28 protein-coding genes and 1 tRNA gene are annotated in these 26,815 nt (G+C 66.4%); 11 read left to right on the top strand and 18 right to left on the bottom strand.

What is annotated here, in order from left to right:
• Positions 1 to 4: 4 nt before the first annotated feature.
• Positions 5 to 826: an aldo/keto reductase gene (locus ACYQ0L_RS03610; RefSeq protein WP_459787552.1), complete on the bottom strand. Its 822-nt coding sequence runs from the start codon at positions 824 to 826 to the stop codon at positions 5 to 7.
• 225 nt (positions 827 to 1,051) lie between these two features.
• Between ACYQ0L_RS03610 and ACYQ0L_RS03605 the strand changes: the two genes are divergently transcribed.
• Both ACYQ0L_RS03605 and ACYQ0L_RS03600 read left to right on the top strand, forming a co-directional pair.
• Positions 1,052 to 2,341, top strand: coding sequence for an adenylosuccinate synthase (locus ACYQ0L_RS03605; RefSeq protein WP_459787551.1), 1,290 nt, complete (start codon positions 1,052 to 1,054; stop codon positions 2,339 to 2,341).
• A 124-nt stretch (positions 2,342 to 2,465) separates the two neighbouring features.
• Positions 2,466 to 3,485 carry a MarR family transcriptional regulator gene (locus ACYQ0L_RS03600; RefSeq protein ID WP_459787550.1) on the top strand — a complete coding sequence of 340 codons (1,020 nt, stop codon included), beginning with the start codon at positions 2,466 to 2,468 and terminating at the stop codon, positions 3,483 to 3,485.
• On the opposite strand, the gene ACYQ0L_RS03595 is transcribed toward ACYQ0L_RS03600, so the two are convergent.
• Genes ACYQ0L_RS03595 through argH form a run of 5 tightly spaced genes read right to left on the bottom strand, consistent with a single transcriptional unit; the run spans position 3,482 to position 7,738 of the window.
• The gene (locus tag ACYQ0L_RS03595) at positions 3,482 to 4,012 is read right to left on the bottom strand and encodes an AAA family ATPase (RefSeq protein ID WP_459787549.1); all 531 of its coding nucleotides are present in this window, start codon (positions 4,010 to 4,012) and stop codon (positions 3,482 to 3,484) included. The genes ACYQ0L_RS03600 and ACYQ0L_RS03595 overlap by 4 nt on opposite strands.
• 2 nt (positions 4,013 to 4,014) lie before the next feature.
• The gene (locus ACYQ0L_RS03590) at positions 4,015 to 4,812 is read right to left on the bottom strand and encodes a precorrin-2 dehydrogenase/sirohydrochlorin ferrochelatase family protein (RefSeq protein ID WP_459787548.1); all 798 of its coding nucleotides are present in this window, start codon (positions 4,810 to 4,812) and stop codon (positions 4,015 to 4,017) included.
• On the bottom strand, positions 4,800 to 6,059 hold the full coding sequence (gene lysA / locus ACYQ0L_RS03585) for a diaminopimelate decarboxylase (protein WP_459787547.1): 1,260 nt from the start codon (positions 6,057 to 6,059) through the stop codon (positions 4,800 to 4,802). Before lysA ends, ACYQ0L_RS03590 begins: the two co-directional genes overlap by 13 nt.
• Before the next feature lie 12 nt (positions 6,060 to 6,071).
• Positions 6,072 to 6,317 (bottom strand): hypothetical protein, encoded by a 246-nt coding sequence (locus ACYQ0L_RS03580; RefSeq protein WP_459787546.1) that lies wholly within the window; start codon positions 6,315 to 6,317, stop codon positions 6,072 to 6,074.
• Between the two features lie 11 nt (positions 6,318 to 6,328).
• Positions 6,329 to 7,738 carry an argininosuccinate lyase gene (gene argH, locus ACYQ0L_RS03575; RefSeq protein ID WP_459788032.1) on the bottom strand — a complete coding sequence of 470 codons (1,410 nt, stop codon included), beginning with the start codon at positions 7,736 to 7,738 and terminating at the stop codon, positions 6,329 to 6,331.
• On the opposite strand from argH, the gene ACYQ0L_RS03570 reads away from it, so the two are divergent.
• Together ACYQ0L_RS03570 and ACYQ0L_RS03565 are read left to right on the top strand one after the other, a co-directional pair.
• Positions 7,737 to 8,321 carry a TlpA family protein disulfide reductase gene (locus tag ACYQ0L_RS03570; protein WP_459787545.1) on the top strand — a complete coding sequence of 195 codons (585 nt, stop codon included), beginning with the start codon at positions 7,737 to 7,739 and terminating at the stop codon, positions 8,319 to 8,321. The two genes, argH and ACYQ0L_RS03570, sit on opposite strands and share 2 nt — an antisense overlap.
• A gap of 93 nt (positions 8,322 to 8,414) precedes the next feature.
• Complete coding sequence (locus ACYQ0L_RS03565; protein WP_459787544.1) at positions 8,415 to 9,671, top strand: glycoside hydrolase family 27 protein; 1,257 nt, start codon at positions 8,415 to 8,417, stop codon at positions 9,669 to 9,671.
• Here the strand turns inward: ACYQ0L_RS03565 and ACYQ0L_RS03560 are convergent.
• Both ACYQ0L_RS03560 and ACYQ0L_RS03555 read right to left on the bottom strand, forming a co-directional pair.
• Positions 9,668 to 10,897, bottom strand: a complete 1,230-nt coding sequence (locus ACYQ0L_RS03560; RefSeq protein WP_459787543.1) for an FAD-dependent oxidoreductase — start codon at positions 10,895 to 10,897, stop codon at positions 9,668 to 9,670. The two genes, ACYQ0L_RS03565 and ACYQ0L_RS03560, sit on opposite strands and share 4 nt — an antisense overlap.
• 54 nt (positions 10,898 to 10,951) lie before the next feature.
• Positions 10,952 to 11,027, bottom strand: a tRNA-Val gene (locus tag ACYQ0L_RS03555).
• 98 nt (positions 11,028 to 11,125) lie between these two features.
• On the opposite strand from ACYQ0L_RS03555, the gene ACYQ0L_RS03550 reads away from it, so the two are divergent.
• Positions 11,126 to 12,118, top strand: coding sequence for an asparaginase (locus ACYQ0L_RS03550; RefSeq protein ID WP_459787542.1), 993 nt, complete (start codon positions 11,126 to 11,128; stop codon positions 12,116 to 12,118).
• Positions 12,119 to 12,164: 46 nt separating this feature from the next.
• Here ACYQ0L_RS03550 and ACYQ0L_RS03545 read toward each other — a convergent pair whose 3' ends face one another.
• The 3 genes from ACYQ0L_RS03545 to fmt form a co-directional block, all read right to left on the bottom strand.
• A complete protein-coding gene (locus ACYQ0L_RS03545) occupies positions 12,165 to 13,277 on the bottom strand; it encodes a zinc-binding dehydrogenase (RefSeq protein WP_459787541.1) in 1,113 nt (370 codons plus the stop codon).
• Positions 13,278 to 13,344: 67 nt separating this feature from the next.
• Positions 13,345 to 14,106, bottom strand: a complete 762-nt coding sequence (truA, locus tag ACYQ0L_RS03540; protein ID WP_459787540.1) for a tRNA pseudouridine(38-40) synthase TruA — start codon at positions 14,104 to 14,106, stop codon at positions 13,345 to 13,347.
• Positions 14,107 to 14,251: 145 nt separating this feature from the next.
• Positions 14,252 to 15,157, bottom strand: coding sequence for a methionyl-tRNA formyltransferase (gene fmt / locus ACYQ0L_RS03535; protein ID WP_459787539.1), 906 nt, complete (start codon positions 15,155 to 15,157; stop codon positions 14,252 to 14,254).
• A gap of 127 nt (positions 15,158 to 15,284) precedes the next feature.
• Here fmt and recR point away from each other — a divergent pair, with 127 nt between their 5' ends.
• Both recR and def read left to right on the top strand, forming a co-directional pair.
• Positions 15,285 to 15,881: a recombination mediator RecR gene (recR, locus tag ACYQ0L_RS03530; RefSeq protein ID WP_459787538.1), complete on the top strand. Its 597-nt coding sequence runs from the start codon at positions 15,285 to 15,287 to the stop codon at positions 15,879 to 15,881.
• Positions 15,882 to 15,921: 40 nt separating this feature from the next.
• Positions 15,922 to 16,494, top strand: coding sequence for a peptide deformylase (gene def / locus ACYQ0L_RS03525; RefSeq protein ID WP_459787537.1), 573 nt, complete (start codon positions 15,922 to 15,924; stop codon positions 16,492 to 16,494).
• Between the two features lie 126 nt (positions 16,495 to 16,620).
• Here the strand turns inward: def and ACYQ0L_RS03520 are convergent, their stop codons facing one another.
• Positions 16,621 to 17,019 carry a four-helix bundle copper-binding protein gene (locus ACYQ0L_RS03520; RefSeq protein WP_459787536.1) on the bottom strand — a complete coding sequence of 133 codons (399 nt, stop codon included), beginning with the start codon at positions 17,017 to 17,019 and terminating at the stop codon, positions 16,621 to 16,623.
• Positions 17,020 to 17,114: 95 nt separating this feature from the next.
• On the opposite strand from ACYQ0L_RS03520, the gene ACYQ0L_RS03515 reads away from it, so the two are divergent.
• Together ACYQ0L_RS03515 and phoU are read left to right on the top strand one after the other, a co-directional pair.
• On the top strand, positions 17,115 to 18,554 hold the full coding sequence (locus tag ACYQ0L_RS03515) for a DNA recombination protein RmuC (protein ID WP_459787535.1): 1,440 nt from the start codon (positions 17,115 to 17,117) through the stop codon (positions 18,552 to 18,554).
• Between the two features lie 217 nt (positions 18,555 to 18,771).
• On the top strand, positions 18,772 to 19,443 hold the full coding sequence (phoU, locus tag ACYQ0L_RS03510) for a phosphate signaling complex protein PhoU (RefSeq protein WP_459787534.1): 672 nt from the start codon (positions 18,772 to 18,774) through the stop codon (positions 19,441 to 19,443).
• Positions 19,444 to 19,472: 29 nt separating this feature from the next.
• Here phoU and ACYQ0L_RS03505 read toward each other — a convergent pair whose 3' ends face one another.
• The 6 genes from ACYQ0L_RS03505 to ACYQ0L_RS03480 form a co-directional block, all read right to left on the bottom strand.
• Entirely contained in the window at positions 19,473 to 20,273 is an 801-nt protein-coding gene (locus ACYQ0L_RS03505; RefSeq protein WP_459787533.1) for a TrmH family RNA methyltransferase, read from the bottom strand.
• A gap of 26 nt (positions 20,274 to 20,299) precedes the next feature.
• A complete protein-coding gene (locus ACYQ0L_RS03500) occupies positions 20,300 to 20,590 on the bottom strand; it encodes an HPr family phosphocarrier protein (protein ID WP_459787532.1) in 291 nt (96 codons plus the stop codon).
• The gene (locus ACYQ0L_RS03495) at positions 20,587 to 21,015 is read right to left on the bottom strand and encodes a PTS sugar transporter subunit IIA (protein WP_459787531.1); all 429 of its coding nucleotides are present in this window, start codon (positions 21,013 to 21,015) and stop codon (positions 20,587 to 20,589) included. Before ACYQ0L_RS03495 ends, ACYQ0L_RS03500 begins: the two co-directional genes overlap by 4 nt.
• A gap of 51 nt (positions 21,016 to 21,066) precedes the next feature.
• A complete protein-coding gene (gene rapZ, locus ACYQ0L_RS03490) occupies positions 21,067 to 21,966 on the bottom strand; it encodes an RNase adapter RapZ (protein ID WP_459787530.1) in 900 nt (299 codons plus the stop codon).
• Between the two features lie 90 nt (positions 21,967 to 22,056).
• The gene (locus ACYQ0L_RS03485) at positions 22,057 to 23,649 is read right to left on the bottom strand and encodes a stimulus-sensing domain-containing protein (protein WP_459787529.1); all 1,593 of its coding nucleotides are present in this window, start codon (positions 23,647 to 23,649) and stop codon (positions 22,057 to 22,059) included.
• A gap of 2 nt (positions 23,650 to 23,651) precedes the next feature.
• On the bottom strand, positions 23,652 to 24,437 hold the full coding sequence (locus ACYQ0L_RS03480) for a response regulator transcription factor (protein ID WP_459787528.1): 786 nt from the start codon (positions 24,435 to 24,437) through the stop codon (positions 23,652 to 23,654).
• 244 nt (positions 24,438 to 24,681) lie between these two features.
• Here ACYQ0L_RS03480 and ACYQ0L_RS03475 point away from each other — a divergent pair, with 244 nt between their 5' ends.
• Complete coding sequence (locus ACYQ0L_RS03475; RefSeq protein WP_459787527.1) at positions 24,682 to 26,283, top strand: phosphoenolpyruvate carboxykinase; 1,602 nt, start codon at positions 24,682 to 24,684, stop codon at positions 26,281 to 26,283.
• Positions 26,284 to 26,523: 240 nt separating this feature from the next.
• The gene (locus ACYQ0L_RS03470; RefSeq protein WP_459787526.1) at positions 26,524 to 26,730 is read left to right on the top strand and encodes a hypothetical protein; all 207 of its coding nucleotides are present in this window, start codon (positions 26,524 to 26,526) and stop codon (positions 26,728 to 26,730) included.
• Positions 26,731 to 26,815: the final 85 nt, after the last annotated feature.

Below are 26,815 nucleotides of genomic sequence, written 5' to 3'. Positions count from 1 at the left end.
GCACTTAGTCGTTGAACTTGCCCGGTTCGGGCCCCATTCGGCCGTCTTCGCTGTCGAGCGCGTCGATCTTCGCCATCTGGTCGTCGCTCAGTTCGAACGACAGTGCGCTGTAATTGTCGCGAATGTGATCGGGATTGGTCGAGCGCGGCAGCACGGAAAGGCCATGCTGGATATGCCAGCGGATGATCACGGCACTGGCGGACTTGCCGGTCTCGTCCGCGATCGCTTTGACCGTGTCGTTGTCCATCCCGTTGCCCTGGCCCAGCGGCGACCAGCTCTGGGTGACTATGCCCATGTCCTCATGCACCTTGCGCATGGGACGCTGCTGGAAGCTGGGGTGCAGTTCGATCTGGTTGAGCGCGGGCACCACGCCCGTCTCGTCGACGATCCGCTTGAGGTCTTCCTCACGGAAGTTGGACACGCCGATGGACTTGGCCTTGCCTTGGTCGCGCAGCTCGATCAGCGCTTTCCACGTGTCGACGAACAGGCCCCGCTCGGGCTGCGGCCAGTGAATCAGCAGCATGTCGACATGGTCGCGGCCGAGCCGTTCAAGGCACTTGTCCGCCGCCTTCAGCGTACGGTCGTAGCCCTGGCTCTCGTTCCAGATCTTGGTCTGGAGGAAGATGTCGGACCACTCGCCGATGCCTTGGCCGACACCTTTCTCGTTCTTGTAGATCGCCGCCGTGTCGATCAGCCAGTAGCCGGTTTCGAGCGCGGTGGAGACCGCTTCTGCCGCGTTTTCTTCCTCGATCTGCCAAGTGCCGAAGCCGAGCTGGGGAATCTGGCGATCGTCGTTGAGGGTGAGGGTGGGGTAGTCTTTGCTCATGAAATCTCCTTTTGATTTCCTAACCAACAAGCCCGCCAAAATGTCCCATCCGCTCACGATAAGGCGTTTCCTACGCTGCCTGCCCATGCCATAGGGCGGCGCTTGTGCGTCCGGCGATTTCGGGCCCGGGGATTTTCTCTCTTGGACACTGTGTCAGGTGTGTCAGGCCCGCCTGGCAGACTCGCCTTTCGGGTGGCACGTGCGAAGCTTTGAAGGAGTGCTATTTTGGCAAATGTGACCGTAATCGGTGCCCAGTGGGGCGACGAAGGCAAGGGCAAGATCGTCGACTGGCTGGCGAGCCGCGCCGATGCCGTCGTGCGTTTCCAGGGCGGACACAATGCGGGCCACACGCTGGTGGTCGATGGCACGACCTACAAGATTTCGCTGGTGCCTTCGGGCATCGTCACCGGCACGCTGTCGCTGATCGGCAATGGCGTGGTGCTCGACCCGTGGGCGCTGAAGTCCGAGATCGAGAAGCTCGAAGGGCAGGGCGTGACGATCACGGCGGACAATTTCGCCGTGGCGGACAACTGCCCGTTGATCCTGCCGCTCCATCGCGACCTCGATGGCTTGCGCGAGACTGCGGCGGGGCAGGGCAAAATCGGCACCACCGGGCGCGGGATCGGCCCGGCCTACGAAGACAAGGTCGGCCGCCGCGCGATCCGCGTGTGCGACCTCGCCCATCTCGACGAGCTTGAGCCGCAGCTCGATCGGCTGTGCGCGCATCATGACGCGCTGCGCGCGGGCTTCGACGAAGCGCCGATCGACCGCGAACAGCTGGTCGCGGACCTGAAGGAAATCGCGCCCTTCGTGCTGCAATTCGCGCAGCCGGTGTGGAAGCGGCTGAAGAAGGTACGCAAGGCGGGCGCGCGCGTGCTGTTCGAAGGCGCGCAGGGCGTGCTGCTCGATGTCGATCACGGCACCTATCCCTTCGTCACCAGCTCCAACACGGTCAGCGGTACCGCGGCGAGCGGTTCGGGCCTGGGCCCCAATGCGACCGGCTTCGTGCTCGGCATCACCAAGGCCTACACCACGCGCGTGGGTAGCGGGCCTTTCCCGACCGAGCTGGAAGACGAGATCGGCCAGGGGCTGGGCGAGCGTGGGCACGAGTTCGGCGTGGTCACCGGGCGCAAGCGGCGCGTCGGCTGGTTCGACGCGGTGCTGGTGCGCCAGACCTGCGCGATTTCGGGCGTCACCGGCATCGCGCTGACCAAGATCGACGTGCTCGACGGGATGGACAAGGTGAAGATCTGCACCGGCTATCGTCTCGACGGGAAGATCTACGACTACCTGCCGAGCCATGCGGCCAGCCAGGCGCGCTGCGAGCCGATCTACGAAGAGATGGAAGGCTGGAGCGAAAGCACCGCCGGCGCGCGCAGCTGGGCCGACCTGCCCGCCAATGCGATCAAGTATATCAGCCGTATCCAGGAGCTGATCGAGTGCCCGGTGGCGCTGGTCTCGACCAGTCCGGAGCGCGAGGACACGATCCTGGTGCGCGATCCTTTCGAGGACTAGCCTTGCGAGGCGCGCCGTCCGGGGCAGGGCCCCGCGGCGTGCGCGCCTTTCGCTCCGATCTGGAGGCAATTGACACATTCTCCGTTTGTTCTCAAAAGAAGAGGGGAACATAAGGGGAATGAAAATGCTCGAAGCCGAGTCGCGGCCTGTCGCTCGCCCGGATGCCGATGTCAGCTACGATGCGCCTGCGGGTGCGCCCCGCGACGCGGCAGGGCTGCCGGTCGCTATCTCGCTGTTCGCCGACCGCGCGCATGTGCGCGAGACGGTTCAGGCCGATGCCGAACTCGCCGGGTTCCGGCTGGCGCAGGTCGCGCGGGCGGACGGCCTGGACGCGGAGGCTGCGCGATCGCTGGGCGACATCGTGTTCGTCGATGCGCCGGTCGCCGACGCCGCGGGCCTCGCGACGCTGGATCGGCTGGTGGAGCGGGTTGCACGATCGGGTGCGCGGCTGATCGTCTCGACCACCATCGGCGCGCTTGAGCCGGTTATGGTCGCGGCCGCTGCGGGCGACCCGGTAATGCTGGTCGAGCCGGGCCGGGCCGAGCGACTGGTCGCCTTCGGCGAAGCGCTCGCCGGTCTGGTGGGCGCGCGGGTGCGGGAGCTGTCGGATGAGGATCGCGTGGCGGTGATACGACTGGTGGAGCGGGTGACGACGCTGGCCGAGCGCCTCGACGGCCTGATGGGCGACGATACGCCGCGCGATGGAGGGGCCGCCTTCGCCTTCGGGACCGGCGCAGCGGGCGGCGGTACGCTGCGCGAGCACAAGCCGGGCCAGGGCGGCGCCGGCAAGCCGGGTCTGCCCGATCCGCGAGTGGTCCGGGCGGCGATCCGCAAGCGGCAGATGCGCAGCCGGTTCTTTGCGGATGGCCTGTTCGCAGATCCTGCGTGGGACATTCTGCTCGATCTGACTGCCGCACGGGCCGAGGGGCGCCGCGTTTCGGTCACCTCGCTATGCATCGCCAGCGGCGTCCCGCCCACCACCGCGCTGCGCTGGATCGCGCAGATGACCGAGCAGGGCCTGCTGCTGCGCGAGGAGGACATGGTCGACCGGCGGCGGGCGTTCGTCGCCCTGAGCGACAAGGCGGTCGAGGCGATGGCGCGCTACTTCGATGCGGCGGGCAGCTGCGATTGTGCCGGAATCTAGCCTGCGCCGATGTGTCGGATGACGAAGTCGGCCCGTGTGCCGACGGTTTCGCGTGGCAGTTCGACCGCCTCGAAGGCGAGGGCGCGATAGGCAGGCACCAGCCGCTCGTACTCGGCCACGGCCTCCTCGAAGCCGTGCTGCCGATCCTCGTCTCTGCAATAGATCGCGGGCCACGGGGGTGCGATGAAGGCGATGCGGCTGTAGCCGTCCTGTCCCTCGGCAAGGGAGGCGAGTTCGCCTTCGCCGAGATGGGCGAGCGCGGCGGCATCGACGATCCCGCGGTCGAAGAAGACCGGGCCATCGACCTTGCTGGCCCGCGCAAGATCGCTCTTCGCCAGTTCCAGCGCCCGGCGCGCAAACGCCGCCAGATCCACCCAGGGCAGGGCTCTGCCGCCGCAATTGCGCTGTTCCTCGACGACCCGCAGGCCCGGCTCGGCAATGGTGACGAACCCCCGCCGTGCCAATTCGGCGAGCAAGGTCGATTTGCCGCCACCCGAGCATCCCGAGATGACGAACCGGCCTGGCACGTTCAGCCGCGCCGGATGATGAGTGCGAAACCCTCGTCAGCCGTATCGGGCGCGTTGTCCAGCGGGTGGCGGGTGGCATCGGCCCGGGCCCGCGAGAGGATCGCGGCAGGCACGTCCGCCGAATGGAAGATCGCATCGGCTTCGCCCAGCCAGCGCGCCTGCCGCAGGGTCAGGTCCTCGGGATCGTCGCTGGCCAGCGTGATGGCTTCCACCCGCGCCGGTGCATCGGCGGCGGGATCGGCCAGCCAGGCCTCGACCCGGTCGAGCGAGGTGTCGTCCAGCGGATCGAGCGCGCCGCCCGAACGAAGCGCCGTGTCCACCGCGCGGCGGCGGGCATCGCCGTCGGGCAGTTTCGCGCGCAGCGTGGCGCGGCCCTGTGCCAGTGCCCGCGCCAGTTCGCCCAGTCGCTGCGGCAGGATCGCTTCGAGACGCAGGCGAACATGCTTGGCAAGCCCTGCCGAAGCCCCGCCGGTGCCGATCGCAATAAGCAGCGGGTCGCGATCGAGAATGCTTGGCGTGGTGAAGTCGCACAGAGCGGGCTTGTCCGCGACATTGACCAGCAGGCCCCGGGCCTTGAGGCGCTGGCGCACCGCCGCAGCCTCGTCCGCATCTTCCAGCGCGACGAAGGCAAGCGCGGCGTGATGCGCCTCCGGCTCGCCCACGGGGATTGCGCCCGCGCGTTCCACGAGCCGCGTTTTCGCCTCGGCCATCGCTCCATCGCCCACCACCACGATCCGGCTGCCCGCGACCTTGTGGAACAGCGGCAGCGAAGCGAGCGGCGCGGGCGTCAGTCCAGCCATTCGGGGACCCGCTCGGCATCCATGATCGCGCCGGCATCGATCCGATCCGCCACCGTGTCGTAGCGATCGCCGCTGACCAGCACTTCGGCGACGAAGCCGCGGGAGTTGTAGGACGAGGCCATGGTAGCGCCGTAGGCCCCGGCGGTGCGGAACACCGCAAGGTCGCCCGCCTTCAGCGCGGGGCTGTCGCGATTGGTGGCGAAGGTATCGCCCGTCTCGCAGATCGGGCCGACGATATTGGCGGTCATCCGCTCATCGGTTGCGGCGACCGCCTCGAAATCGTGCCACGCGCCGTACAGGGCAGGGCGCGCAAGGTCGTTCATCGCGGCATCGACGATCACGAAGGGGGCCGAAAGCCCGCTTTTCACGCGCACCACGCGGGTCAGCAGCACGCCCGCATTGCCCGCGATCACGCGGCCCGGTTCGAACACCAGCTGCACGCCCCAGTCGCGGGTCACGCGCGCGACCATCGCGCCGTATTCGGCGGGGCTGGGGAAGGTCTCGCCTGCCTTGTAGGGCACGCCGATCCCGCCGCCCAAATCGACGCGGGTGATCTTCTGGCCGCTCGCGCGCAGGTCCGCCAGCAGCGTACCGATCTTCTCGAACGCGGCTTCGAGCGGGGCGAGATCGGCCAGCTGGCTGCCGATGTGGATGGCGAGCCCTTCCAGCGCGAGGCCGGGGAGCGCCGCGAGTTCGGCAAAGGCGTCGCCTGCGCGGTGCAGCGGCACGCCGAACTTGTTGTCCGCCTTGCCGGTGCTGATCTTCTCGTGCGTGCCCGCGTCGACATCGGGATTGATCCGCAGCGCGCAGCGCGCCTTCTCCCCCCGCGCGCTCGCCAGCTCGGCCAGCTCGCGGCCTTCCTCGCGCGATTCGATGTTGAACTGGGCGATCCCGGTGTCGAGGCCCAGCTCCAGCTCGGCGCGGGTCTTGCCGACGCCCGAGAACACGATCTTGTCGGCCGCCATGCCTGCCGCCAGCGCGCGGCGCAGTTCGCCGCCCGAGACGACATCCGCGCCGAAGCCTTCGCGCTGCAGCACGCGCAGCACCGCGAGGTTGGGGTTGGCCTTCACGGCGAACAGGATCAGCGGATTCTCGAGCGCTGAAAGCCCTTCCTTGAAGACGCGCGCGTGCCGCTCCAGCGTTGCCTGTGAATAGACGTAGACCGGCGTGCCCACCGTTTCGGCAATTGCGGGCAACGGGACGTTCTCGGCATGCATGATGCCGTCGATGGTGGTGAAATGGTCCATGGCTATCCGCGCTTATTCGGGGGGCAGGTCGAAAGGATCGTCTTCGCGCTCTTCGGAGCGGGTGCGCAGCTCGGTATCGCGTTCGGGCACGGCGATCACATCGGGCTCGAGCAGTTCCTCGGCGGTCGGTTTGACCTCGCTGCCATAGGGGGCGGGCGGCAGGGCCTCGCCCGGCGGCGGCGTCAGCTCGGCACGCTGCCCGCACGCGCCCAGCGCCAGCGGCAGGAGGAGACCGATCGGGATCAGGCGTGTGCGCATGGTTTCTCGCATCAGCTGTCGAGGCCGAGCGCCGTGCGCGCGGCTTTCACCTGTTCGCGTACCCGATCCGGTGCGGTTCCGCCATAGCTGCGGCGCGAGGCGACGGAGCCTTCGAGCGTCAGGTGCGTGAGTGCTTGCGGAGTCACGCGCGCGTCGATTGCGGCGAGGTCTTCCTGCGTAAGATCCGCCAGCGCGCAGCCTTTCGCGTCGGCGCGCGCCACCGCAGCGCCGGTGATGTGGTGCGCCTCGCGGAAGGGCACATTCGCCTCGCGCACCAGCCAGTCGGCGAGGTCGGTCGCGGTGGCGTGGCCGCTGCCTGCCAGCGCGAGCATACGGTCGGTGTTGAACTCCGCGCCCGCGATCATGCCTTCCATGCTGGCGAGTGAGAGGACCAGCAGGCCGTGCGCCTCGAACACCGGCGGTTTGTCGTCCTGCATGTCTTTCGCATAGGCGAGCGGCAGGCCCTTCATCGTGATCGAAAGCGCGGTCGCGGCGCCGATGATCCGCCCCGCGTGCCCGCGCACCAGCTCAGCCGCATCGGGGTTCTTCTTCTGCGGCATGATCGAGCTGCCGGTGGAGAGGCTGTCGGGCAGGCGGATGAAGCCGAAGGGCTGGCTGGCCCAGATGATGATCTCTTCGGCGAGGCGCGACAGGTGGATGCTCGCAAGGTTGGCTGCGTGCAGGTAGTCGAGCGCGAAGTCGCGATCCGATACCGTGTCGAGACTGTTGGCGGTGGGCCGCGCGAAGCCGAGTGCCTTCGCGGTCGCCTCGCGGTCGAGGTCGAACCCGGTGCCCGCCAGCGCGGCAGCGCCCAGCGGCGATTCATCGAGGCGCTCTTTCGCCGACGCAAACCGCATCCGGTCGCGCCGCAGCATTTCGTAATAGGCCATCAGGTGATGGCCGAGCGTGACCGGCTGTGCCGCCTGCAGGTGGGTAAAGCCGGGCATGATGTCGCCCGCGTGCTGGTCCGCCCGGGTGACGAGCGCGGCCTGCACTGCGGCGAGCCCGCCGTCGATCTCGTCGATCGCTTCGCGCGTCCACAGCTTGAAATCGGTTGCCACCTGATCGTTGCGGCTGCGCGCGGTGTGCAGGCGACCGGCGACCGGGCCGACCAGCTCGGTCAGGCGCGACTCGACCGTCATGTGGATGTCTTCGAGGTCCCAGTCCTCGGGCACGCCGTCGCGCTCGTACTCGGCGGCGACCTGCTGGAGGCCGTCATCGATTGTCTGCGCATCTCCGGCGGAGAGGATGCCCTGCGCCGCCAGCATGCTCACATGCGCGCGGCTTCCCGCGATATCCTGCCGCCAGAGCGCCTTGTCGAAGGGGATCGAGGCATTGATTTCGCGCATGATGGCACTAGGCCCGTCGGCGAAGCGGCCGCCCCACATCGCGTTGCCGCGCTTGTCGTCCGAGGTGTCCATGTTTCGATCTGCCATTCTGCCTGCGCTCGCCGTGCTGCTCTTGCTTGGCGGGTGCGATAGGGAGACCGACGAGGCCCCGCAAGAGAGCGGGAGCGCCGCCAGCACCGGTGAGGCTGCGAAGGCGGGCGAGATCGACCGGAGCCGCGCAGGCGATCTGATGCCCGCTGCCAATCTCGTGAACACCGAAGACGGCGTGCTCAACCTCGGCGCATTGCAGGGCCGCCCGGTGCTGGTGAACCTGTGGGCGACGTGGTGCGCACCGTGCGTCAAGGAAATGCCGCTGCTCGACGATCTGGCCGCCGACTACGAGGGCGAGCTGAACGTGGTGACGATCAGTCAGGACATGGGCGATCCGGCCAATGTTGCGGCGTTCTTCGCCGACAATGGCCTCGAAAACCTGCCGCAATGGATCGACCCGCAGCTCGCGCTGGGCGAGGCGATGGGGGCCGCCACCCTGCCGACGACCGTGCTCTACGATCGTCAGGGGCAGGAGGTGTGGCGGGTGACCGGCGATTTCGACTGGTCGAGCGAGCAGGCGCGCGCCGCGATCGAGGAAGTCGCCGAAACCCCCGAAGTGCCATAACGTGCGCGACCATACACAACGCAAGGATTGCCGCCGGCGAGATTAGCTGCTCGAACCCCTGCGACCAGTTCGAGGGGGAGGGAATCGATGGGAATGGCGAGGGTGAATGGGCGCAACAGTGTGCGCCTGATTGCGGTTTTGACCGCGGCCTGTGCGGGGCTTGTGGCCAATCCCGCCTCGGCCCAGAAGATCGAGGGGCTCGCGCTCACCCCGCCGATGGGGTGGAACAGCTGGAATCATTACGGCTGCGATATCGACGAAAGCCTGATCCGGCAGACCGCCGATGCGCTGGTCTCCTCGGGCCTGCGCGATGCGGGCTACGTTTCGGTCAACGTCGATGATTGCTGGCATGGCGAACGCGATGCCGACGGCAATATCCAGCCCGATCCTGAGCGTTTCCCGTCGGGGATGAAGGCGCTGGGCGATTACTTGCACGCACGCGGTCTGAAGTTCGGGATCTACAGCGATGCGGGGACGCAGACCTGCGCGGGGCGTCCGGGCAGCCAGGGCCATGAGTTCAAGGACGCGCGCCGCTACGCCGCATGGGGTGTCGACTATATCAAGTACGACTGGTGCAATACCGGCAAGGGCGAGGAACAGCGCAACCCGCGCGAGGCCTATCGCACGATGAGCGCCGCGATCGCCGCATCGGGCCGCGAGATGATCCTGTCGGTGTGCGAGTGGGGCGAGAACAAGCCGTGGCTGTGGGCGGGGCAGTACGGCCACCTTTGGCGCACCACCGGGGACATCATCAATTGCTGGGACTGCACCGTCGGGCACGGGGGCTGGGCGAGTTCCGGCATCCTGCCGATCCTCGACCAGCAGGAGAAGCTGCGTGAATTCGGCGGGCCCGACGGGTGGAACGACCCGGACATGATGGAGGTCGGCAACCTGCCCACGCTGGCGGAAAACCGGTCCCACTTCGCGATGTGGGCGATGCTCGCCGCGCCGCTCGTCATCGGTACCGATGTGCCGGGCATGACGCCGCAGATCACCGCCATCCTCTCCAATCCGCGCATTATCGCGATCGATCGGGACCGGCTCGGCCATGGCGCGATGAAGTGGATCGCGACCCCGGAGTGGGAAATCTGGGCGAAGCCGCTCGCCGAGGGCGAATGGGCGATTGCCATGCTCAACCGCAGTGGCGAGCCGCAGCGCGTGGAGATCGAATGGGCGGCGGTGGAACTGAAGGACGATACCTTCGGGCGCCGCGCGGAGTTCGCCGGGCGGACTTACGCGCTGACCGATGCGTGGTCGGGGGAGGATGCGGGCGACACGCGCACTCCGCTGACGCGCGAGCTGGCTCCGCGCGACACGGCGGTCTTCCGGCTGCGGCCGGTCGAACGCTAGGCGGCCGTTATGAGCTGCGCGTAATCGGGCGCGGCGAGACCCAGCGGCGCAAGCGGATTGCCGACCAGCCCGGCGACGAGCCGCGCCTGGATGCCCGGGCCCGGCGGTACGCGGCCCAGCGGTGTCAGCAGCAGATCGCGGACCGCGGCGTGCCAGCGATTGTCGGACTGGTAGAGCGGCGTCGCGGCCCAGGTCAGCGCCTGGTAGAGCTTCACGTGGCGCGAACGCAGGCGTTTCGTCAGCGCGAGGCGCTCCGTCAGGCTGCCATCGCTGGCAAGACCGCGCGCCAGTGCAAAGGCATCGAGCAACGCCATGTTCGCGCCCTGGCCTAGTTGCGGGCTGGCGGAGTGCCACGAATCGCCGATGTGGATCAGTCGCTCGCCCACCGGCTCGGGCACGCGGCGATGCGCGTAGCGCGCGAAGGTGAGCTGGTCCGGGTCGGCGATCTGTTCGAGCAGCCGGTCGCAATCGGGCCACAGCGCGCATACTTGGCGCTTCCAGGCATCCAGCCCCGCACGCCGCCAGCTTCCATAATCCGCCGCCCTCAGCGACCAGAAGAACGACAGTTCCCGCCGCTCGCCTCCGACCCGCATACCGGTCGGCAACACGCCGGCCATCTGGGCTGCGTGGGTGTAGCGCTGTTCGAGCAGGCTTGCATCGAACGGTGCATCCTCCGGCCAGTCGAGCGTGGCCCAGAGCGCACCGAAACGAAGCCATTCGCCGCAGGGCGGGGCGAGGGGAGAAGAGGTGCCCAGCGCATCGACCACCAGATCGAAGCCGCGCGTCGTGCGGCCGTCATCGCAGGTCAGCGTTCGACCGGGGCTCGCGAGGTCGGATGCGGCGACGGGAAAACCGGTTTCGATGGCGATTCCTTCGGCCATCGCGGCATGAAACAGGATCGCGAACAGGCTGCCCCGGTGGATGCCGATCCCGCACGCCCCGGCCACGCCCAGATTTTCGTAGCGCGCGTCGAGCGCGAGATCGCCCTGATGGTTGAGCCCGTGGAGCGCGCGGATCGGCGCGCCGTGGGCGAAAATCTCCGGCGCAAGCCCGAGTGCATCGAGCACGGCGAGTCCGCTCGGCTGGATCATCAGGCCCGATCCGATCGGGCGCGGCTGGTCGAAGCGTTCGAACAGCGTGACCGCGTGCCCCTGCCGGTGCAGAAGCAATGCGGCGGCGAGGCCCGCCGGACCGCATCCGGCAATCGCGATGTCGAAGCGGCTCATCGCGGGCCGTACTGACGCGTCGGCATCGCGGCGACAAGCATGGAATCGGAGGAATGGTGGGCGATGACAGGCTCGAACTGCCGACATCTTCGGTGTAAACGAAGCGCTCTACCAACTGAGCTAATCGCCCGATCACATTCGGGAGGGCGCTATCTAGCGGCATAAACGTGAAAATCAATTGCCAGAAATTCGATTGAAAGCATGTGCGGGCAGGTTAGGGCGGCTTTCATGACGCTTCCCCGCATCCTCGTTCTCGCCACAGGTGGTACTATTGCAGGCCAGGCCGGCGATGCCATGCGCGCCGATTACCGCCCCGGGCAGATCGGGATCGAGACCTATCTGGACCAGGCCAGCGGGCTGGGTGTCGCGGCCGAGTTCACCGGGCGACAGATCGCCAATATTGGGTCGGAAGATATCGACGCCTCGATCTGGTCGCGCCTCCATGCGGAGATCGATCTGGCGATGCGCGACGACGGTGTCGACGCGATCATCGTTACCCACGGAACCGACACGGCGGAGGAAACCGGCTTCCTGCTCGACCTGACGCTGCCCAGCACCAAGCCGGTGGTGCTGGTCGGTGCGATGCGGCCCGCCGATGCGGTCGGATACGACGGGATGCGCAATTTCGCCAATGCGGTGCGGGTCGCGGGCGATCCGGATGCCGCCGGGCGCGGGGTACTGGTGGTGATGGGCGACCGGGTTCATTCGGCGCGCGATGTGCGCAAGGCGCAGACCCGCGCGACCGAGGCATTTCGCGGCTTCCCGCGCGAATCGGTCGCCATCGTGACGCCTTCGCGGCTCGACTGGTTCGGCGCGCCGTGGCGGGTGGACGATGTTCCCCGTCTGTCCTTTCTGCCGCTGCCCGAAGTGCCGATCCTGGCGGTCTATGCCGGGATGAGCGCAGGGGCGGCGTCGCGCCAGCTGGCGGGCGATTCGGAGAATGAGGGGCCGCCGGGGATCGTCGTCTCTGGGCTGGGGGAGGGCAACATGCCCGATCCGGTACGCCGGGTGCTGATGCAGCATGCCCGCAAGGGGGCGCTGGTGGTGCGTGCAAGCCGGACCGATGAGGGTCTGGTCGATCGCGAACCCGAGGACGACGCCAACGGCTTCGTCGCCGCCCGCGCGCTCGGCGTGCCCAAGGCGCGGGTTTTGCTCGCCCTGCTGCTCGCCAACGGGATTACGGACCCGGGCGAGGCCCAGCGGCATTTCGACGAGCGTTGAAAACTGTCCGTCACCCCTGCCTGCGCAGGGGTGACGGCGATCCCGACTAGGTGTTGGGCGTCACCAGATACTTCTCGCCCGTCCGCATCTTGGCGTACTGGAGCGCCGCGTCGCGCTTGAGCATGCCTTCGAGCGTTACCGTCTCGGCATAGTCGCTCTTGAACGTGGTGGTCAGGTTGTCGAGCACGCGCTTGCGCATGCGGGCGACCGTTTCCTTGCCCGCGCTCTGCAGGAAGGGGAACAGCAGCCAGCCCGACAGCGTCCAGCCGAAGCCGTAGGACGGGGTCAGCACGGTCGGGCCGAGGTCCAGCCGGCCGTAGATGTACATCCGCTTCTGCTGGTTCGAACCGTAGCGGCTGTATTCGGTCATCTTGGAGACCGCGACCTGCTCCATCGCCTTGAAGGCGGTGTCGACCGCCTTGCCGCCGCCGATCGGATCGAAGCCGATGAAAGCATCGGTCGCGTCGATGCTCTCGCGCAGCTGCTTCATGAAATCGTCGTCGGACGAGTTGACGATATGCTCGGCCCCCATCTCCTGCAGCAGGTGGACCTGCTCCTTGCGGCGGACGATGTTGACCAGCGGCATGTCGTCTTCCTGGCAGATGCGCACAAGCATCTGACCGAGGTTGGAGGCCGCGGCGGTGTGCAGGATCGCGCCGAAGCCTTCCATCTTGGCGGTTTCGACGAAGCCCAGCGCGGTCATCGGGTTGACGAAGGCGCTCGCCCCGTCCTTCGACGAGACATCGCCCAGCGGGATGCACATGCCGGCATCGGCGATCGCATATTCGCTGAAGGCGGTGCCAGGCACGCAGGCGACGCGCTTGCCCATCAGCGCCTTGGCCGCGTCAGAATCGCCGGTGGCGACCACTTCGCCCGCGCCTTCATTGCCCACGGGCAGGCGCTGGCCATGGCGGCCCTTGGCGCCCGAGGCGTAGGGCTCGGGCATTTTGGCGACGATCTTGCCGTCCGAATAGTCCGCGTTTTCGAGATCCGCCTGGCCGAACAGAAGCGCAAGGTCGCTCGGGTTGATCGGCGCGGCTTCCATCTTGACCAGCACCTGGTTGCCCTTGGGCTCGTGAAACTGGCTTTCGGCGAGTTCAACGGTCAGGGTGCCGTCGCTTTCCAGCGTCGTGAATATCTGCTTGCCGGTCGTGGCCATAAGTAGCTCTCCTTGGTGTTCTGAATTCGTTGGCACAGGACGTAGCAGTGCAGTTTCGCTTTGCAACTTAGCTGGTCGACGCGTCGTCGTCCGGATAGATCGCCTCGACGAAATAGAGCCCGTGCGATGGGGCATTGAGACCCAGCTCCTGCCGGTCCTTCGCTTCCAGAACCTGCGCGATGCGCGCTTCGTTCCAGCGCCCCATGCCGACCAGTGCGAGGCACCCGACCATCGAACGGACCTGATGGTGGAGGAAGCTGCGCGCGGCCACGTGGATGCGAATTTCCTCGCCGTGCCTGCTGACATCCAGCCGGTCGAGCGTCTTGATCGGACTGGCCGCCTGGCAATGGACCGAGCGGAAGGTGGTAAAGTCGTGATGCCCGACGAGGCTTTGCGCCGCGCGATGCATCGCCTCGGCATCGCAATCGGGCGAGAGCAGCCAGGCGCGGTCCTTCTCCAGTGTCAGCGGGGCGCGGCGGTTGGCGATCCGGTAGAGGTATCGCCGCCCGATGCAGCTGAACCGCGCGTGCCAGTCTTCGGGCACCTCTTCGCATTTCGTCACCGCGACCGGGGCAGGGCGCAGATGCGCGTTGATCGCCTCGCCCATGCGGAAGGGCGCAAGCTTGCTGTCGACATCGAAATGGCTGCGCATGGCGAGCGCGTGGACCCCGGTATCGGTGCGGCCCGCGCTGTGCAGCGTCACCTGTTCGCCGGTCACGCCGTGAACGGCCTCTTCGACCGCCTGCTGCACGCTCGGCCCGTCCTTCTGCCGCTGAAGCCCGAAAAAGGGCGTGCCATCGAATTCGAGGGTGAGGGCGTAGCGCTTCAAAGCCCCCTCCCCGCGCGGGGAGGGGGTTGGGGGAGGGGCATGCGCACATTCGCGGGGTCGCGGGCCCCTCTCCAACTGTGGCTAGACCGCTGCGCGGCCAAGCCTTCGTATCCTTGTCCCTTACGGGGAGAGGGGGGCAGCGCATTCATGACAGCACCGACCCTTCCGCAATCGCACGCCCGCGCTGGAAATCGGAAGTGTCCATCGCCGGCTTGCCCGCCCGCTGCACGCGGGTGAGGCGAACCACGCCGGTTCGGCACGCGACGGTCAGCGCCTCGTCGAGCACGGTGCCGGGCGCTCCGCCACCATCAGCCACCTGTGCCGCGAGCACTTTCACCCGGTCTCCCTCATGCTCGAAGAACGCGCCCGGCCACGGCGTGAAGGCGCGCACCTGCCGTTCGACCTGCTCGGCAGTCTGTGTCCAGTCGATCCGCGCTTCGGCCTTGTCGATCTTGGGCGCATGAGTCGCCTCGCCGTCGTCCTGAGCTACCGCGATATGGATCGCCAGATCGCGCAGCGTGCCGACCATCAGCTGCGCGCCTTTCTGCGCCAGTTCGTCGGTCAGCTCGCCCGCGGTCTTGCGCTCGATCGGCGTGCGCACGGTCGCCAGCATCGGCCCGGTGTCGAGCCCGGCCTCCATCTGCATGATGGTGACGCCGGTGCCCGTATCGCCCGCGAGGATCGCGCGCTGGATCGGTGCGGCACCGCGCCAGCGGGGCAGGATGCTGGCATGGACGTTCAGGCAGCCGTGCGCCGGCGCGTCGAGCACGGCCTGTGGGAGGATCAGGCCATAGGCCGCGACCACGGCGACATCGGCTTCCAGCGCGGCGAAGGCGTCCTTCTCTTCCTGCGGTTTCAGCGCGGGAGGATGGCGGACCTCGATCCCCAGCCGCTCCGCCGCCGCGTGCACCGGCGTGGGCTGGAGCTTCTTGCCGCGCCCGGCCTTGCGGGGCGGCTGGGTGTAGACGCACACCACGTCGTGCGCGGCGTGGACCAGCGCCTCGAGCGTCGGCACCGCGAAATCGGGGGTTCCCATGAAGACGATGCGCATATGCCAGCTTCCCTTGAAGGTCCCCGCTCGTCCTGAGCTTGTCGAAGGACCGCTTTTCCTTTGGGAACCGCGCTAGAAGAAAGTACGGCCCTTCGACAAGCTCAGGGTGAGCGGTTAGGTGATCGCAATGGCATCGCAAGAAATCGAAGCATTGAGCTCCGCACTCGCCCGCCTGCCCGGGCTGGGGCCGCGTTCGGCGCGGCGTGCGGTGCTGCATCTGGTCAAGAAGCGCGAAACCGCGCTACCTGCGCTGCTCGATGCGCTGCTCAGCGTTCAGGACACGCTGGTGGAGTGCCACATCTGCGGCAATGTCGACACGCGCGATCCCTGCGGCATCTGTGCCGATCCCAGGCGCGATGCGAAGTCGATCTGCGTGGTGGAGGACGTGGCGGACCTGTGGGCGCTCGACCGGGCGAAGCTGTTTTCTGGCACGTTCCACGTGCTCGGCGGCAAGCTTTCCGCGCTCGACGGCGTGCGGCCGGAAGACCTCGCGATCCCCGGCCTGCTGGCGCGGATCGAGGCCGGGGGCGTGGACGAGGTCGTGCTGGCGATGAACGCGACGCTCGAAGGGCAGACCACCGCGCATTACCTCGCCGAGCGGCTGGAGGATTTCCCCGTCCGCATCACCCAGCTCGCGCATGGCCTGCCGGTGGGCGGCGAGCTCGACTATCTCGACGAGGGCACGCTGGCCCAGGCCTTGCGGGCGAGGAGGCCGCTCGGCTAACCGCTTGATAGCGGGGCGAACCGCGCTTATCTGACGCCCCATGGCTATCCGCGAAATCCTTGAAGTGCCGGACCCCCGGCTGAAAACCGTGTCCGAACCCGTCGCCGCCGACGAGTTCAACGATGATCTGCGCACCCTCGTCGACGATATGTTCGAGACGATGTATGCCGCGCACGGCATCGGCCTGGCGGCGATCCAGGTGGGTGTGCCCAAGCGCATCCTCGTGATCGATCTGCAGCCCGACGATCCGGATGCGGAGCCGGTCGAATGCGACCATGACGGGCACGCGCACACGCACCCGGCGACCAAGAAAGAGCCGCAGGTGTTCATCAACCCCGAAATCCTCGACCCGAACGAGGAACTGGCAACCTATCAGGAAGGCTGCCTGTCGGTGCCCGAGATCTACGCCGACGTGGATCGCCCCGCGACCTGCACGGTGCGGTGGAAGGACCTCGACGGCAAGGAACATACCGAGGCGATGGAGGGGCTGCTCGCCACCTGCATCCAGCACGAAATGGACCACCTCGAAGGCATCCTGTTCATCGACCACCTCAGCCGCCTCAAGCGCCAGATGGCGCTCAAGAAGCTCAAAAAGCTGAGGGTGGCGGCTTAGTCCATCCTTTAATCTCCTCGTCGCGCCGGCCTACGAGCCGGGGCAGGGCTTCCTTCTATGTGCCAGCCATGAAGTAACCTTGCCCCGGATCACGTCCGGGGCGACGAGTATTTGATCGGGCTGGCCTCAGGCCGCTTCGACCATGCCCTGCAGCGCCTTCACGCAGTCTTCCATGCACTCGCGGCACATTTTCTCGCAGCGCTTGCAGTGCGGATCGTCGTGCTTGGCGCATTCTTCCGCGCAGACCTTGCAGGCGAGGATGCACGCTTCGAGCAGCGACTTGATCACCGCCGTGTTGCCATGTGTCCGGCGCGCCGCGACCGTGCTCACCGCCTGACAGATGTCCGAGCAGTCCGAGCATTTGCGGATGCATTCGGACATGTCGCCTTCTTCCGCATTGCACGCATCCACGCACGAATTGCAGATCGCCGCGCAATACATCGCATGCTTGACCGCCTCGGCAAGCTGTTCGTTGTAATCGGCCCCGACGGACGGGTGCTCGCTGATCATTTCCTTGATCGACATCGGCTTTTCTCCTTCTCTGCTAAGGGAGCGGAGCGGGCGGGGGATAGTTCCCGCGGCGGCTTGGCGCGCGGCGTCGTTCCAGCTATGTTCCGGCCATGGAATATTCGATTCTGGGTGTCGTGGCGCTGCTCATCGGGCTGGGCGTCGGGTGGTATCTCGGCGGCAGGCCGGCAGCCGAGCTGAAGGCGCGGCTGGCCGAGAGCGAGCGGGAGGCGAAGGAGACCGACGCCAAGTACCTGCGCGCCTATGCCGAGCTTGAGGCGGCGCGCGAAAAGGGCGCGCGCGTCGATGCGCTGGATGCCGAGCTGAAGGAAACGCGCGCACGGCACGAAACCGTGCTGGAAGAGGCGCGGCGGGCCAATGGTGCGCTGTCATCCGAACTGGCGACGCTCAAGGAAAAGACCGCCAATTTCGACGAGCAGAAACGCCTGCTGGTCGAAGCGCGCGAGGAGCTGCTCAAGGAATTCCAGAACACCGGGTCGGCGGTGCTGACAAAGGCGCAGGAATCCTTCCTAGAGCGCGCGAGCGAGCGGTTCGGCCATTCCGAGAAATCGTCCGAAGAGAAGATCCGCGCGCTGCTCGCCCCGGTGGGGGAGCGGCTGGCGAAGTACGAGAAACAGGTTTCCGACCTCGAGGAAAAGCGCACCAACGCCTTCTCCTCGCTCGCCGCGCAGATCGAGCAGATGCGGCTGGGCCAGGAAGAGGTCCGGCGCGAGGCGCAGCGACTGGGCAATTCGCTCACCAACGCGCCCAAGGCGCGCGGCCGCTGGGGCGAGCGGGCGCTGCAGAACGTGCTTGAGCAGTGCGGGTTGTCCGAACATACCGACTTCATGCTCGAACAGTCGCTGGAGACGGCCGAGGGCAGGCTGCGCCCCGACGCGATCGTGAATGTGCCCGGCTCCAAGAAACTGGTTATCGACGCCAAGGTCTCGCTCAACGCCTACCAGGCCGCGTTCGAGGCGGAGGACGAGGGGGAACGCAAGCGGCATCTGGACCTGCACGCCAAGTCCATGCGCGGCCATGTCCAGACGCTCGGATCGAAAAGCTACCAGAGCCAGTTCGACGACGCGCCCGACTATGTGGTGATGTTCGTGCCGGGCGAGCATTTCGTCGCCGCCGCGCTCGACGCCGATCCCGAACTGTGGGATTTTGCCTTCCGCAACAAGGTTTTGCTCGCCACTCCTACAAACCTCGTGGCGATCGCGCGGACCGTGGCGCAGGTCTGGCGGCAGGATACGATCGCCAAGGAAGCGATGGAGATCGGCAAGGCGGGGGGCGAACTCTACGACCGTCTCGCCATCGCCGCCGAGCACATGAAGCGCGTGGGCGGCGGGCTCGAAAGCGCGGTGAAGAACTACAACAAGTTCGTCGGTAGCTTCGAACGCAATGTGCTGTCCGCCGGTCGCCGTCTGTCCGAAAAGGGCATCGAGATCGGCAAGCGCGAGATCGAGGAAATCCCGCAGATCGCCGAAACGCCCACCTATACGGCAGAGGATGCCGCCGCGATCGAGGATACGCGCGACGCCGCGGAATAGGGGACTGCCAGCGGGAAAGGTGCGACGCGACCGGTCGGGGCGGGCCTCCTCGGTGGCGCGCAGACCGGGGCGATCATCGTGGGCGACCGAGCCACTCGTGCTGGCAAATGTGACAATTGAGCCGCGGTGGAGCGGGCAAGAAACTGTCGCATTTCGGGGATTGCGCAAGGATACCGATTGAAAATTGTAACCAAAGAGTCATATTGGTTACATGGAAATGTCACAGGTAAAAAGCGCGCACACCGTTACCGCGTTCGACAACGAGCTCACGGAAATTGCGATCGCCATCAATGCGATGTCCGATGCGGCGACGCGCGCGCTCGAGGCTTCGATCGATGCGCTCGTGGAAAACGATCAGGCGCGCGCGGAAGAACTGATCGCGCAGGATCTCCATCTCGACGAGCTGGAAAGCGAGCTTGAGAAGAAGGCCATGCGCAGCATCGCGCTGCGTGCGCCGGTGGCCGACGATCTGCGCTACCTCGTCATGGCGATCCGCATCGGCGCGATCCTCGAACGCTCGGGCGATCATGCCAAGAACATGGCAAAGCGAGTGGGGCTGGTCGATTTCCGCGATGCCGCCCCGATCATGCGCAAGATCCGCGAGATGAACCGACTGGGGTCCTCGATGCTCGCCCAGTCGGTCGAGTGCTTCAACCGGGGCGAGGCCAGCCTCGCGGCGGTCGTGCGCGACCGCGATGTCCGGCTGAACGAGCTGTTCGACGAGCTGACCGAACTGGTCGCCCGTGAAATGCGCAAGGACGAGGCGTTCGTGACCAACGGCGTCCAGCTGCTCTTCATTGCCAAGCAGCTGGAGCGGGTCGGCGATTACGCAAAGATCATTGCCGGCAGCGTCCACTATATCATCACCGGCGAACATCTGGACGACTGAGGCGCGGCGCGGGTGCCGCCATCGCGCGCTCAGTCGAGCGTGGCGAGCACTTCGTAGGCCAGCACGGCGGCGGCGACCGCTGCGTTGAGGCTGTCCGCCCGGCCGCGCATCGGCATCGTCACCCTGAGGTCGCACGCTTCTTCGTAAGCGAGCGGCAGTCCCTGCGATTCATTGCCGACCAGCACGAAACACGGGGCCGTGTAGGGCGCGCCGCGAAACGGCACCGCGTCGCGCAGCGATGCCGCGACCAGCTGGCCGCTGCCGCTGCGCAGCCACGGCAGGAAATCCTCCCACCGTGCGCGCACCAGCTGCTGGGTGAAGATGGCGCCCATGCTCGCCCGCACGGCCTCCACACCGAACGGATCGGCACAATCGTCGATCAGGATCAGTCCACCTGCGCCCACAGCATCGCCGGTGCGCAGCATTGTGCCCAGATTGCCGGGATCGCGCAGTGCCTGTGCCACCAGCCAGATCGGCGCGGCCTCCCGGTCGATCCGGTCGAGGCCGGTGTCCCATTCCGCGAAGGCCCCGGCGACCGCCTGCGGATTGTCCTTGCCGGTGATCTTGGAAAGGATGTCGGGTGTCGTCTCGATCACGTCGCCGCCGGCATCCTCCACCGCGCGCTCCAGCGTGTCGAGCAGCGGATGGGGATCGCGCGTCTGCGCCATCACCAGCGTTTCGGGCACACGCCCGCTTTCGCGCGCGTCGGTCAGCAGGCGTAGCCCTTCGGCCAGGAAGCGGCCTTCGCGCTGGCGATGCTTCTTTTCGCGCAGGGCCCGAAGGGACTTGACCGACGGGTTCGAATAGCTGGTGATCTGGCGACGGGGCATCGAAAATCAGGGACCGGCGCGCGCGCCTATTCCTCGCCGAAGCCGGTTTCCACCAGGCCCGCCAGTTCGTCCATGGCGGCAGGTGCGTCCTCGCCATCGACGATCACGACAATCTCGTCGCCCTTCGCCGCGCCCAGCATCATCAGGTCGAGAATGGAGCGTCCGTCCACCTCACGCTCGCCCTTGGCGACGCGAATCACGGTCGTGTCGGGCCAGCGGCTGGCCACTTCGACCAGCTTGGCGCTGGCGCGTGCGTGAAGGCCGCGTTCGTTGACGATGATTATGGTCTTGCGCAGCGCGCCCCCGGCCCCGCTCATTTGCCCGCTTCCTTCAGTTCCTCACCCGGCCGGGCCAGGAACTCGGACGCGATGGTGATGTAGTTGCGGCCCGCATCGCGCGCCGCGCGGACCGCATCGGCCACATCCATGCTCTCGCGCGCACGGGCGAGGCGGATCAGCATCGGCAGGTTGATGCCCGCAATCACCTCCACCCGGCCTTCATCGAGCAGCGAGATCGCGAGGTTGGAAGGCGTGCCGCCGAAGAGGTCGGTCAGGATGATGACGCCCTTGCCCTGGTCGACTTCGGAAATCTTGTCGCTGATTTCATCGCGCCGGACCTGCGCATCGTCGTTCGGACCAATACAGACCGACGCGATCGCCTTCTGCGGGCCGACCACGTGTTCCATTGCGGACACGAACTCGCGCGCAAGCTGTCCGTGGGTAACCAGAATGAGCCCAATCATGGGCGACGTGTCTATAAGCAGTTTCGCCCAACACAAGGGGGAACGAAGCAATCAGGCGGTTTGCATCTCCACCGTGTCGGCTGCGCGGCTGGCGAGATTGCGATGCGAAACGGTGGTCGCGAAGCCCGCATCGCCCAATGTTTGCGACATTCGCTGTGCGGTATAGACCGACCGATGGCGCCCTCCGGTGCAGCCGAATGCGATGTGGACATAGCTTTTTCCCTGCGCTCGGTATCGGGGTAGCAGGTCGAGCAGCAGCACCCGGATGCGTTCGAAATTCTCTTCGAACCCGTCGGTCTGCCGCATGAAAGACGCCACCGGCTCGTCCAGTCCGGTCTGTTCGCGCAGGCCCGGCTGCCAGTGCGGATTGTCGAGGAAGCGCATGTCGAACACCAGATCCGCCAGCGGCGGCATCCCGCGCGCGAAGCCGAAGCTGCTCACGGTCACGGCGAGATCGGCGGCGGTCTGGGTTTCGAAATTCTGGCGGACGAATTGCTGCAGTTCGTTGGTAGTGAGCTGGCTGGTGTCGATCAGCATGTCCGCCCAGCGGCGCAGCGGCTCCAGCAACTCGCGCTCCGCCCGGATCCCGTCCATCGCGGTGCGCCCATTGGCAAGCGGGTGGCGTCGCCGCGTCTCGTTATAGCGCCGTTCCAGCTCGGTACTGTTGCAGTCGATGAACTGGGTTGTCAGTTCCAGATCGCTCTGCTCGCTCAGGCTTTTTACGAGCGCTATGATCGTCGCGGGCGCAAAGCCGCGCGTGCGGGCATCGAACCCGATCGCCATCGGCGTGCGGTCCTCGCCCGCAAGCACTTCCATCACCAGCGGGCGAAGCAGGCGGATGGGGAAATTGTCGATCGCTTCCCAGCCCAGGTCTTCGAGCACGCGCAGGCTGGTGGTCTTGCCGGCCCCCGACATGCCGGTGACGAGCATGATTTTCTGGCGTTCGCTCAAAGCCTTGCCTTCCTCGTCGCTGATTGTGGTGCGGCACTCGTGTCGGCACCATGATCCCTATGTAGCGCAATATTGCCGTTAAAGCGCGGCTCAGCCACTATTCGTGCTGTCTTCCGGCAGAGCGGGCAGGTCGAGCACGAGGCACGCGCCGTCTCCACCATCAGGCCGGTCCTGTACGTTGAGCGTGCCGCCGTGTGCTTCCGCGATCGTTCGCGCGATGGCGAGGCCCAGCCCGCTGTGGTCCCCGAAACTCTCTGCTGCGGGGCGATCGGAATGGAAACGCTCGAACACCTTGCTGCGCGCATCCGGCGGAATTCCGGGGCCTTCGTCCATCACCATCGCGACGATGGCCCCCCGATCATGCTCCACCACGACCCGTATCATTCCGTCTGCGGGGGAGAAAGACACCGCATTGTCCAGCAGGTTGTCGATCACCCGCTCGAGCCGGTCGGCCACGCCCATCGTCCACGCGTCCTGCGGCCGATGCTCGAACACGATTTCGCGCCCCAGATCGATCCCGCGGTTGCGCCGCCTTTCGATGATGTTGGCGATCAGCGCGACAAGGTCGACCGGCTCGAAGGTGGCGCGCGAAAGCTCTGCATCGATCCGGCTGGCATCGGAAATCTCGGTCACGAGCCGATCTATCCGGCGTACGTCGTGGGTCGCGATGTCGAGCAGCTGGGCCCGCAATTCGGGGTCTTCCACCGTGCCGAGCGATTCGGTTGCGCTGCGCAGAGAGGCGAGGGGATTCTTGATCTCGTGCGCGACATCGGCCGCGAAGTGCTCCACCGCGTCGATCCGCTGGCGCAGCGCATCGGTCATGTCGGCGACCGCGCGGGCGAGCATGCCGATCTCGTCCTGCCGATCGGGCAGGCGGGGGACCTGCACCTCGCGTTCGCGCCCCAGGCGGACGCGCTGTGCTGCCTTGGACAGGGTCTGCAGCGGCGTAACGATGGTGCGGGCGAGGAACAGCGAGAGCAGGATCGACGCGACCAGCGCGAAGAACACGCCGGTACCCAGCGTAGAGCGCGCGCGGCGGACCGATTCGGTAATATCGATCGCGTTTCGCGTGGTCAGCAGGGTCGTCCCCTGCAGGCCGACGGGCGCGGCGGCGGTTATCACCGGGGTGCGGTCCGCCGCCTGCCGCAGTTCGATCTGCGAAATGCCGAGTTCGCGCGCGCGCTGTAGCTCAGGCCAGGAATCGGCGATGTTCGATTCGGGCTCGATATAGCGGGGCACGGGCTGGGCGCTGACCACGGTGTCCACGATCTGATCGAGGAAGCGCGCGAAGCGCAGGTTGAACGGATCGTCGGTCGGGTCGTCGAGGGTGAAGGTGGGCTCGCCCAGCTGGAAGCTGTCGGCGATCAGCTGCCCTTCGGGGTCGAACAGGCGCAGGCGCATGTCCTGCTCCTTCGCGATCTGGAGCAGTAGCGCGTCCTGGCGTGCACGGGTGGCCCCGGCCAGCGCTTCGGCGGTGATCTGCGCTTCGATCCGGGCGAGCTTGTACCGCTCGTCCAGCAGCTGGGCGCGGTAGGAATCGAGATAGACGATCCCGCCGCCCAGCAAAACCAGCGGGAGGATGTTCACCAGCAGGATACGGGTGGTGAGCGATATGCGGGAGAAAAAGCCCACCCGCTCCAGCGGGCGCGCCATGCGCCGCACGCCCCCCTTGTCAGCGGCCATGGTCAGCCATCGCTGAAGCTGTAGCCGGCACCATAGAGGGTCTCGATCGCGCCGAACTCCGAATCGACCTGGCGGAACTTCCTGCGCATCCGCTTGATGTGGCTGTCGACCGTGCGGTCATCGACGAAGACGTCGTCGGGATAGGCCGCATCCATCAGCTGGTTGCGGCTCTTGATCACGCCCGGGCGGTGCGCGAGCGCCTCCAGCAGCAGGAATTCGGTGACGGTCAGTGACACCGGTTTGCCATCCCAGGTCACCTGGTGGCGTGCCGGGTCCATCGTCAGCCGCCCGCGGCTGAAGCTGGCGCGCGACTGGGCAGATTCGCCTTCCTCGCCGGGCGCTCCCGGGGCTCCGTCGTCGAGCCCGCTGCGGCGCAGGATCGCGCGGATGCGCGCAACCAGCAGGCGGAGCGAGAAGGGCTTGGAGATATAATCGTCCGCGCCCATTTCGAATCCGGCTTCCTCGTCCCGCTCGTCGTCCTTGCTGGTCAGGAAGATGACGGGGAGGGGCGAACGCTCGCGCAGCTTGGCGAGCAGTTCCATCCCGTCCATGCGCGGCATCTTGATGTCGAACACCGCAAGATCGGGCGGATTCTCGGTCAGCGCGCGCAGCGCGGTCTCGCCGTCGGAATAGACGCGGGTCTCGAACCCTTCGGCCTGCAGCGCGATCGAGACCGTGGTCAGGATGTTGCGATCATCGTCCACCAGCGCGACGACGCGCCGGTCGGTACGGCGCAGGGGCGACGTGGTGGGCGATTGCGTTTCGCTGCTGTCGGTCGTCGGGTCCATGGGGTCCAGTGCGTAGGCGGTTTCGTGCGCGATCAAACTAGCGTGTGCAACCGCAAGTCACAACGCATGCAGGGATGGTGGTGCACGGATTGCTGCGCGGGGATGGCACGAATTTGACGGACCTTGCGCCCGCGATTATGCGCGTGGTCAGTTGCTCATGCATCCGTTTATGGATTCGAAGGAGCCGTTTGCGGACAGCCGAGCGTTTCCGCATTCGCGATTAGATATCAGGAGATTGGCGAAAGTGCCTGCATCTTTGTCCCACAGTCTGGCCGACCAGGGGATCGCGACCGACGCCACGATCCACGCCAACCTCGATAGCGCTGCGCTGACTCGCGCGGCGCTGGACAATGGCGAAGGCAAGCGCGCCAAGGATGGCCCACTGGTGGTGGAGACCGGCAAGCACACCGGCCGCAGCGCGAAGGACAAGTTCATCGTCCGCAACGCCGAGACCGAAGAGACGGTGTGGTGGGACAACAACGCGTCGATGTCGCCGGAGCACTTCGCTGCGCTCAAGGAAGATTTCCTCGCCGCGGTGAAGGACAGGGAAACGCTCTACGTCGCCGACCTGTTCGGTGGTTCGCAGCCCGAATATCGCGTGAAGGTGCGCGTCATCAACGAGCTCGCGTGGCACAACCAGTTCATCCGCACGCTGCTGGTGCGCCCGACGGCGGACGAGCTCGAAGGTTTCGTGCCCGAATACACGATCATCGATCTGCCCAGCTTCAAGGCCGATCCCGAGCGTCATGGCTGCCGCAGCGAGACGGTAATCGCGGTCAATCTCGAGGAAAAGCTGATCCTGATCGGCGGCACGAAATATGCCGGCGAGATGAAGAAGAGCGTCTTCGGCGTGCTCAACTACCTGCTTCCGCCCAAGGGCGTGATGCCGATGCATTGCTCGGCCAATATCGGGCCCGATGGCAAGAGCGCGGTGTTCTTCGGCCTGTCGGGCACCGGCAAGACCACGCTGTCCGCCGATGCCAGCCGCACGCTGATCGGCGATGACGAGCATGGCTGGTCGGATACCGCAGTCTTTAACTTCGAAGGCGGTTGCTACGCCAAGATGATCCGCCTCAACCCCGAGGCCGAGCCCGAAATCTACGCCACCACCAAGATGGAGGACACCGTCCTCGAAAACGTGGTGATGGACGAGAATGGCGAAATCGATCTCGACGACGCGACACTCGCCGAGAACACGCGCGGCGCCTATCCGCTGTCCTCGATCCCGAACACCTCGGACGAGAACATGGGCCCGCCGCCCAGCAACGTCATCATGCTGACCGCCGATGCCTTCGGCGTGCTGCCTCCGATCGCGCGGCTGACGCCCGACCAGGCAATGTACTACTTCCTCTCGGGCTACACCGCCAAGGTCGCGGGTACCGAAATCGGCGTGACCGAGCCCGAGGCGACCTTCAGCACCTGCTTCGGCGCACCTTTCATGCCGCGCCATCCCAGCGTCTATGGCAACCTCCTCAAGGAACGCATTGCCGAGGGCGGCGTGCAGTGCTGGCTGGTCAACACCGGCTGGACCGGGGGCAAGTACGGCGTGGGCCACCGCATGCCGATCAAGGCGACCCGCGCGCTGCTCAACGCTGCGCTCGATGGATCGCTGAACAGCGCCGAGTTCCGCACGGACGAGAATTTCGGTTTCGAAGTCCCGGTCAGCGTGCCGGGTGTCGACACCGCCATCCTCGATCCGCGCTCGACATGGGACGATGCAGCACAGTACGACGCGACCGCGCGCAAGCTGGTGAAGCTGTTCGTCGAGAATTTCGAGCCCTTCGCACCTTATGTGGACCAGGGCGTGCGCGATGCCGCGCCGCACGCGGACACGCAGGACGTCTGAGCCGACACGACTTTCCGAGCTGGAGAGGAGGGGCCCCGCACGGTAAAAGCCGGAGCGGGGCCCTAATTTTATCCGTCCTGCCGACGGGCGTCGGCCCTTTTCGCAAGGGCCATATTCAGCGGCATATTGCGCAAGGTTAGTTTGGGTCCGGCAGGGCCTGCTCCGCCGTAGTCACGCCATGGATCCAACAGGGCATCTGGAGCACGGGGGACGGGCGATGCGGTGCGAGGGACGTGCGCAATGACGCGCTTCAAGCTCAGGTTCGATACCGATGGTGGGCAGCCGGTCCAGACCCTCGATTTCGAGAAGGACGATGGCGCCTTCGTCTTCTGGCTTCCCGAAACGAACGACGGACGCGAGATCGGCATCACTGCCGATGCCAAGCCCCTGTGCAGGCTGAAGCGTTCGCGCACCAACAAGGACCTGTGGATCATCCGCAAGCCTTGAGGCTGCGGCCGCCGTCAGGCCCGGCTTCACTGACGATATGGACCTTCGATCGCGGCCATGCGACACGGGCAGTGTGCTTCAGCGC

This window comes from Alteriqipengyuania triglochinis (genome assembly GCF_054655655.1).
Note: the sequence above shows the minus strand (reverse complement) of the source record. Positions and strands in the feature narration are given on the sequence as shown.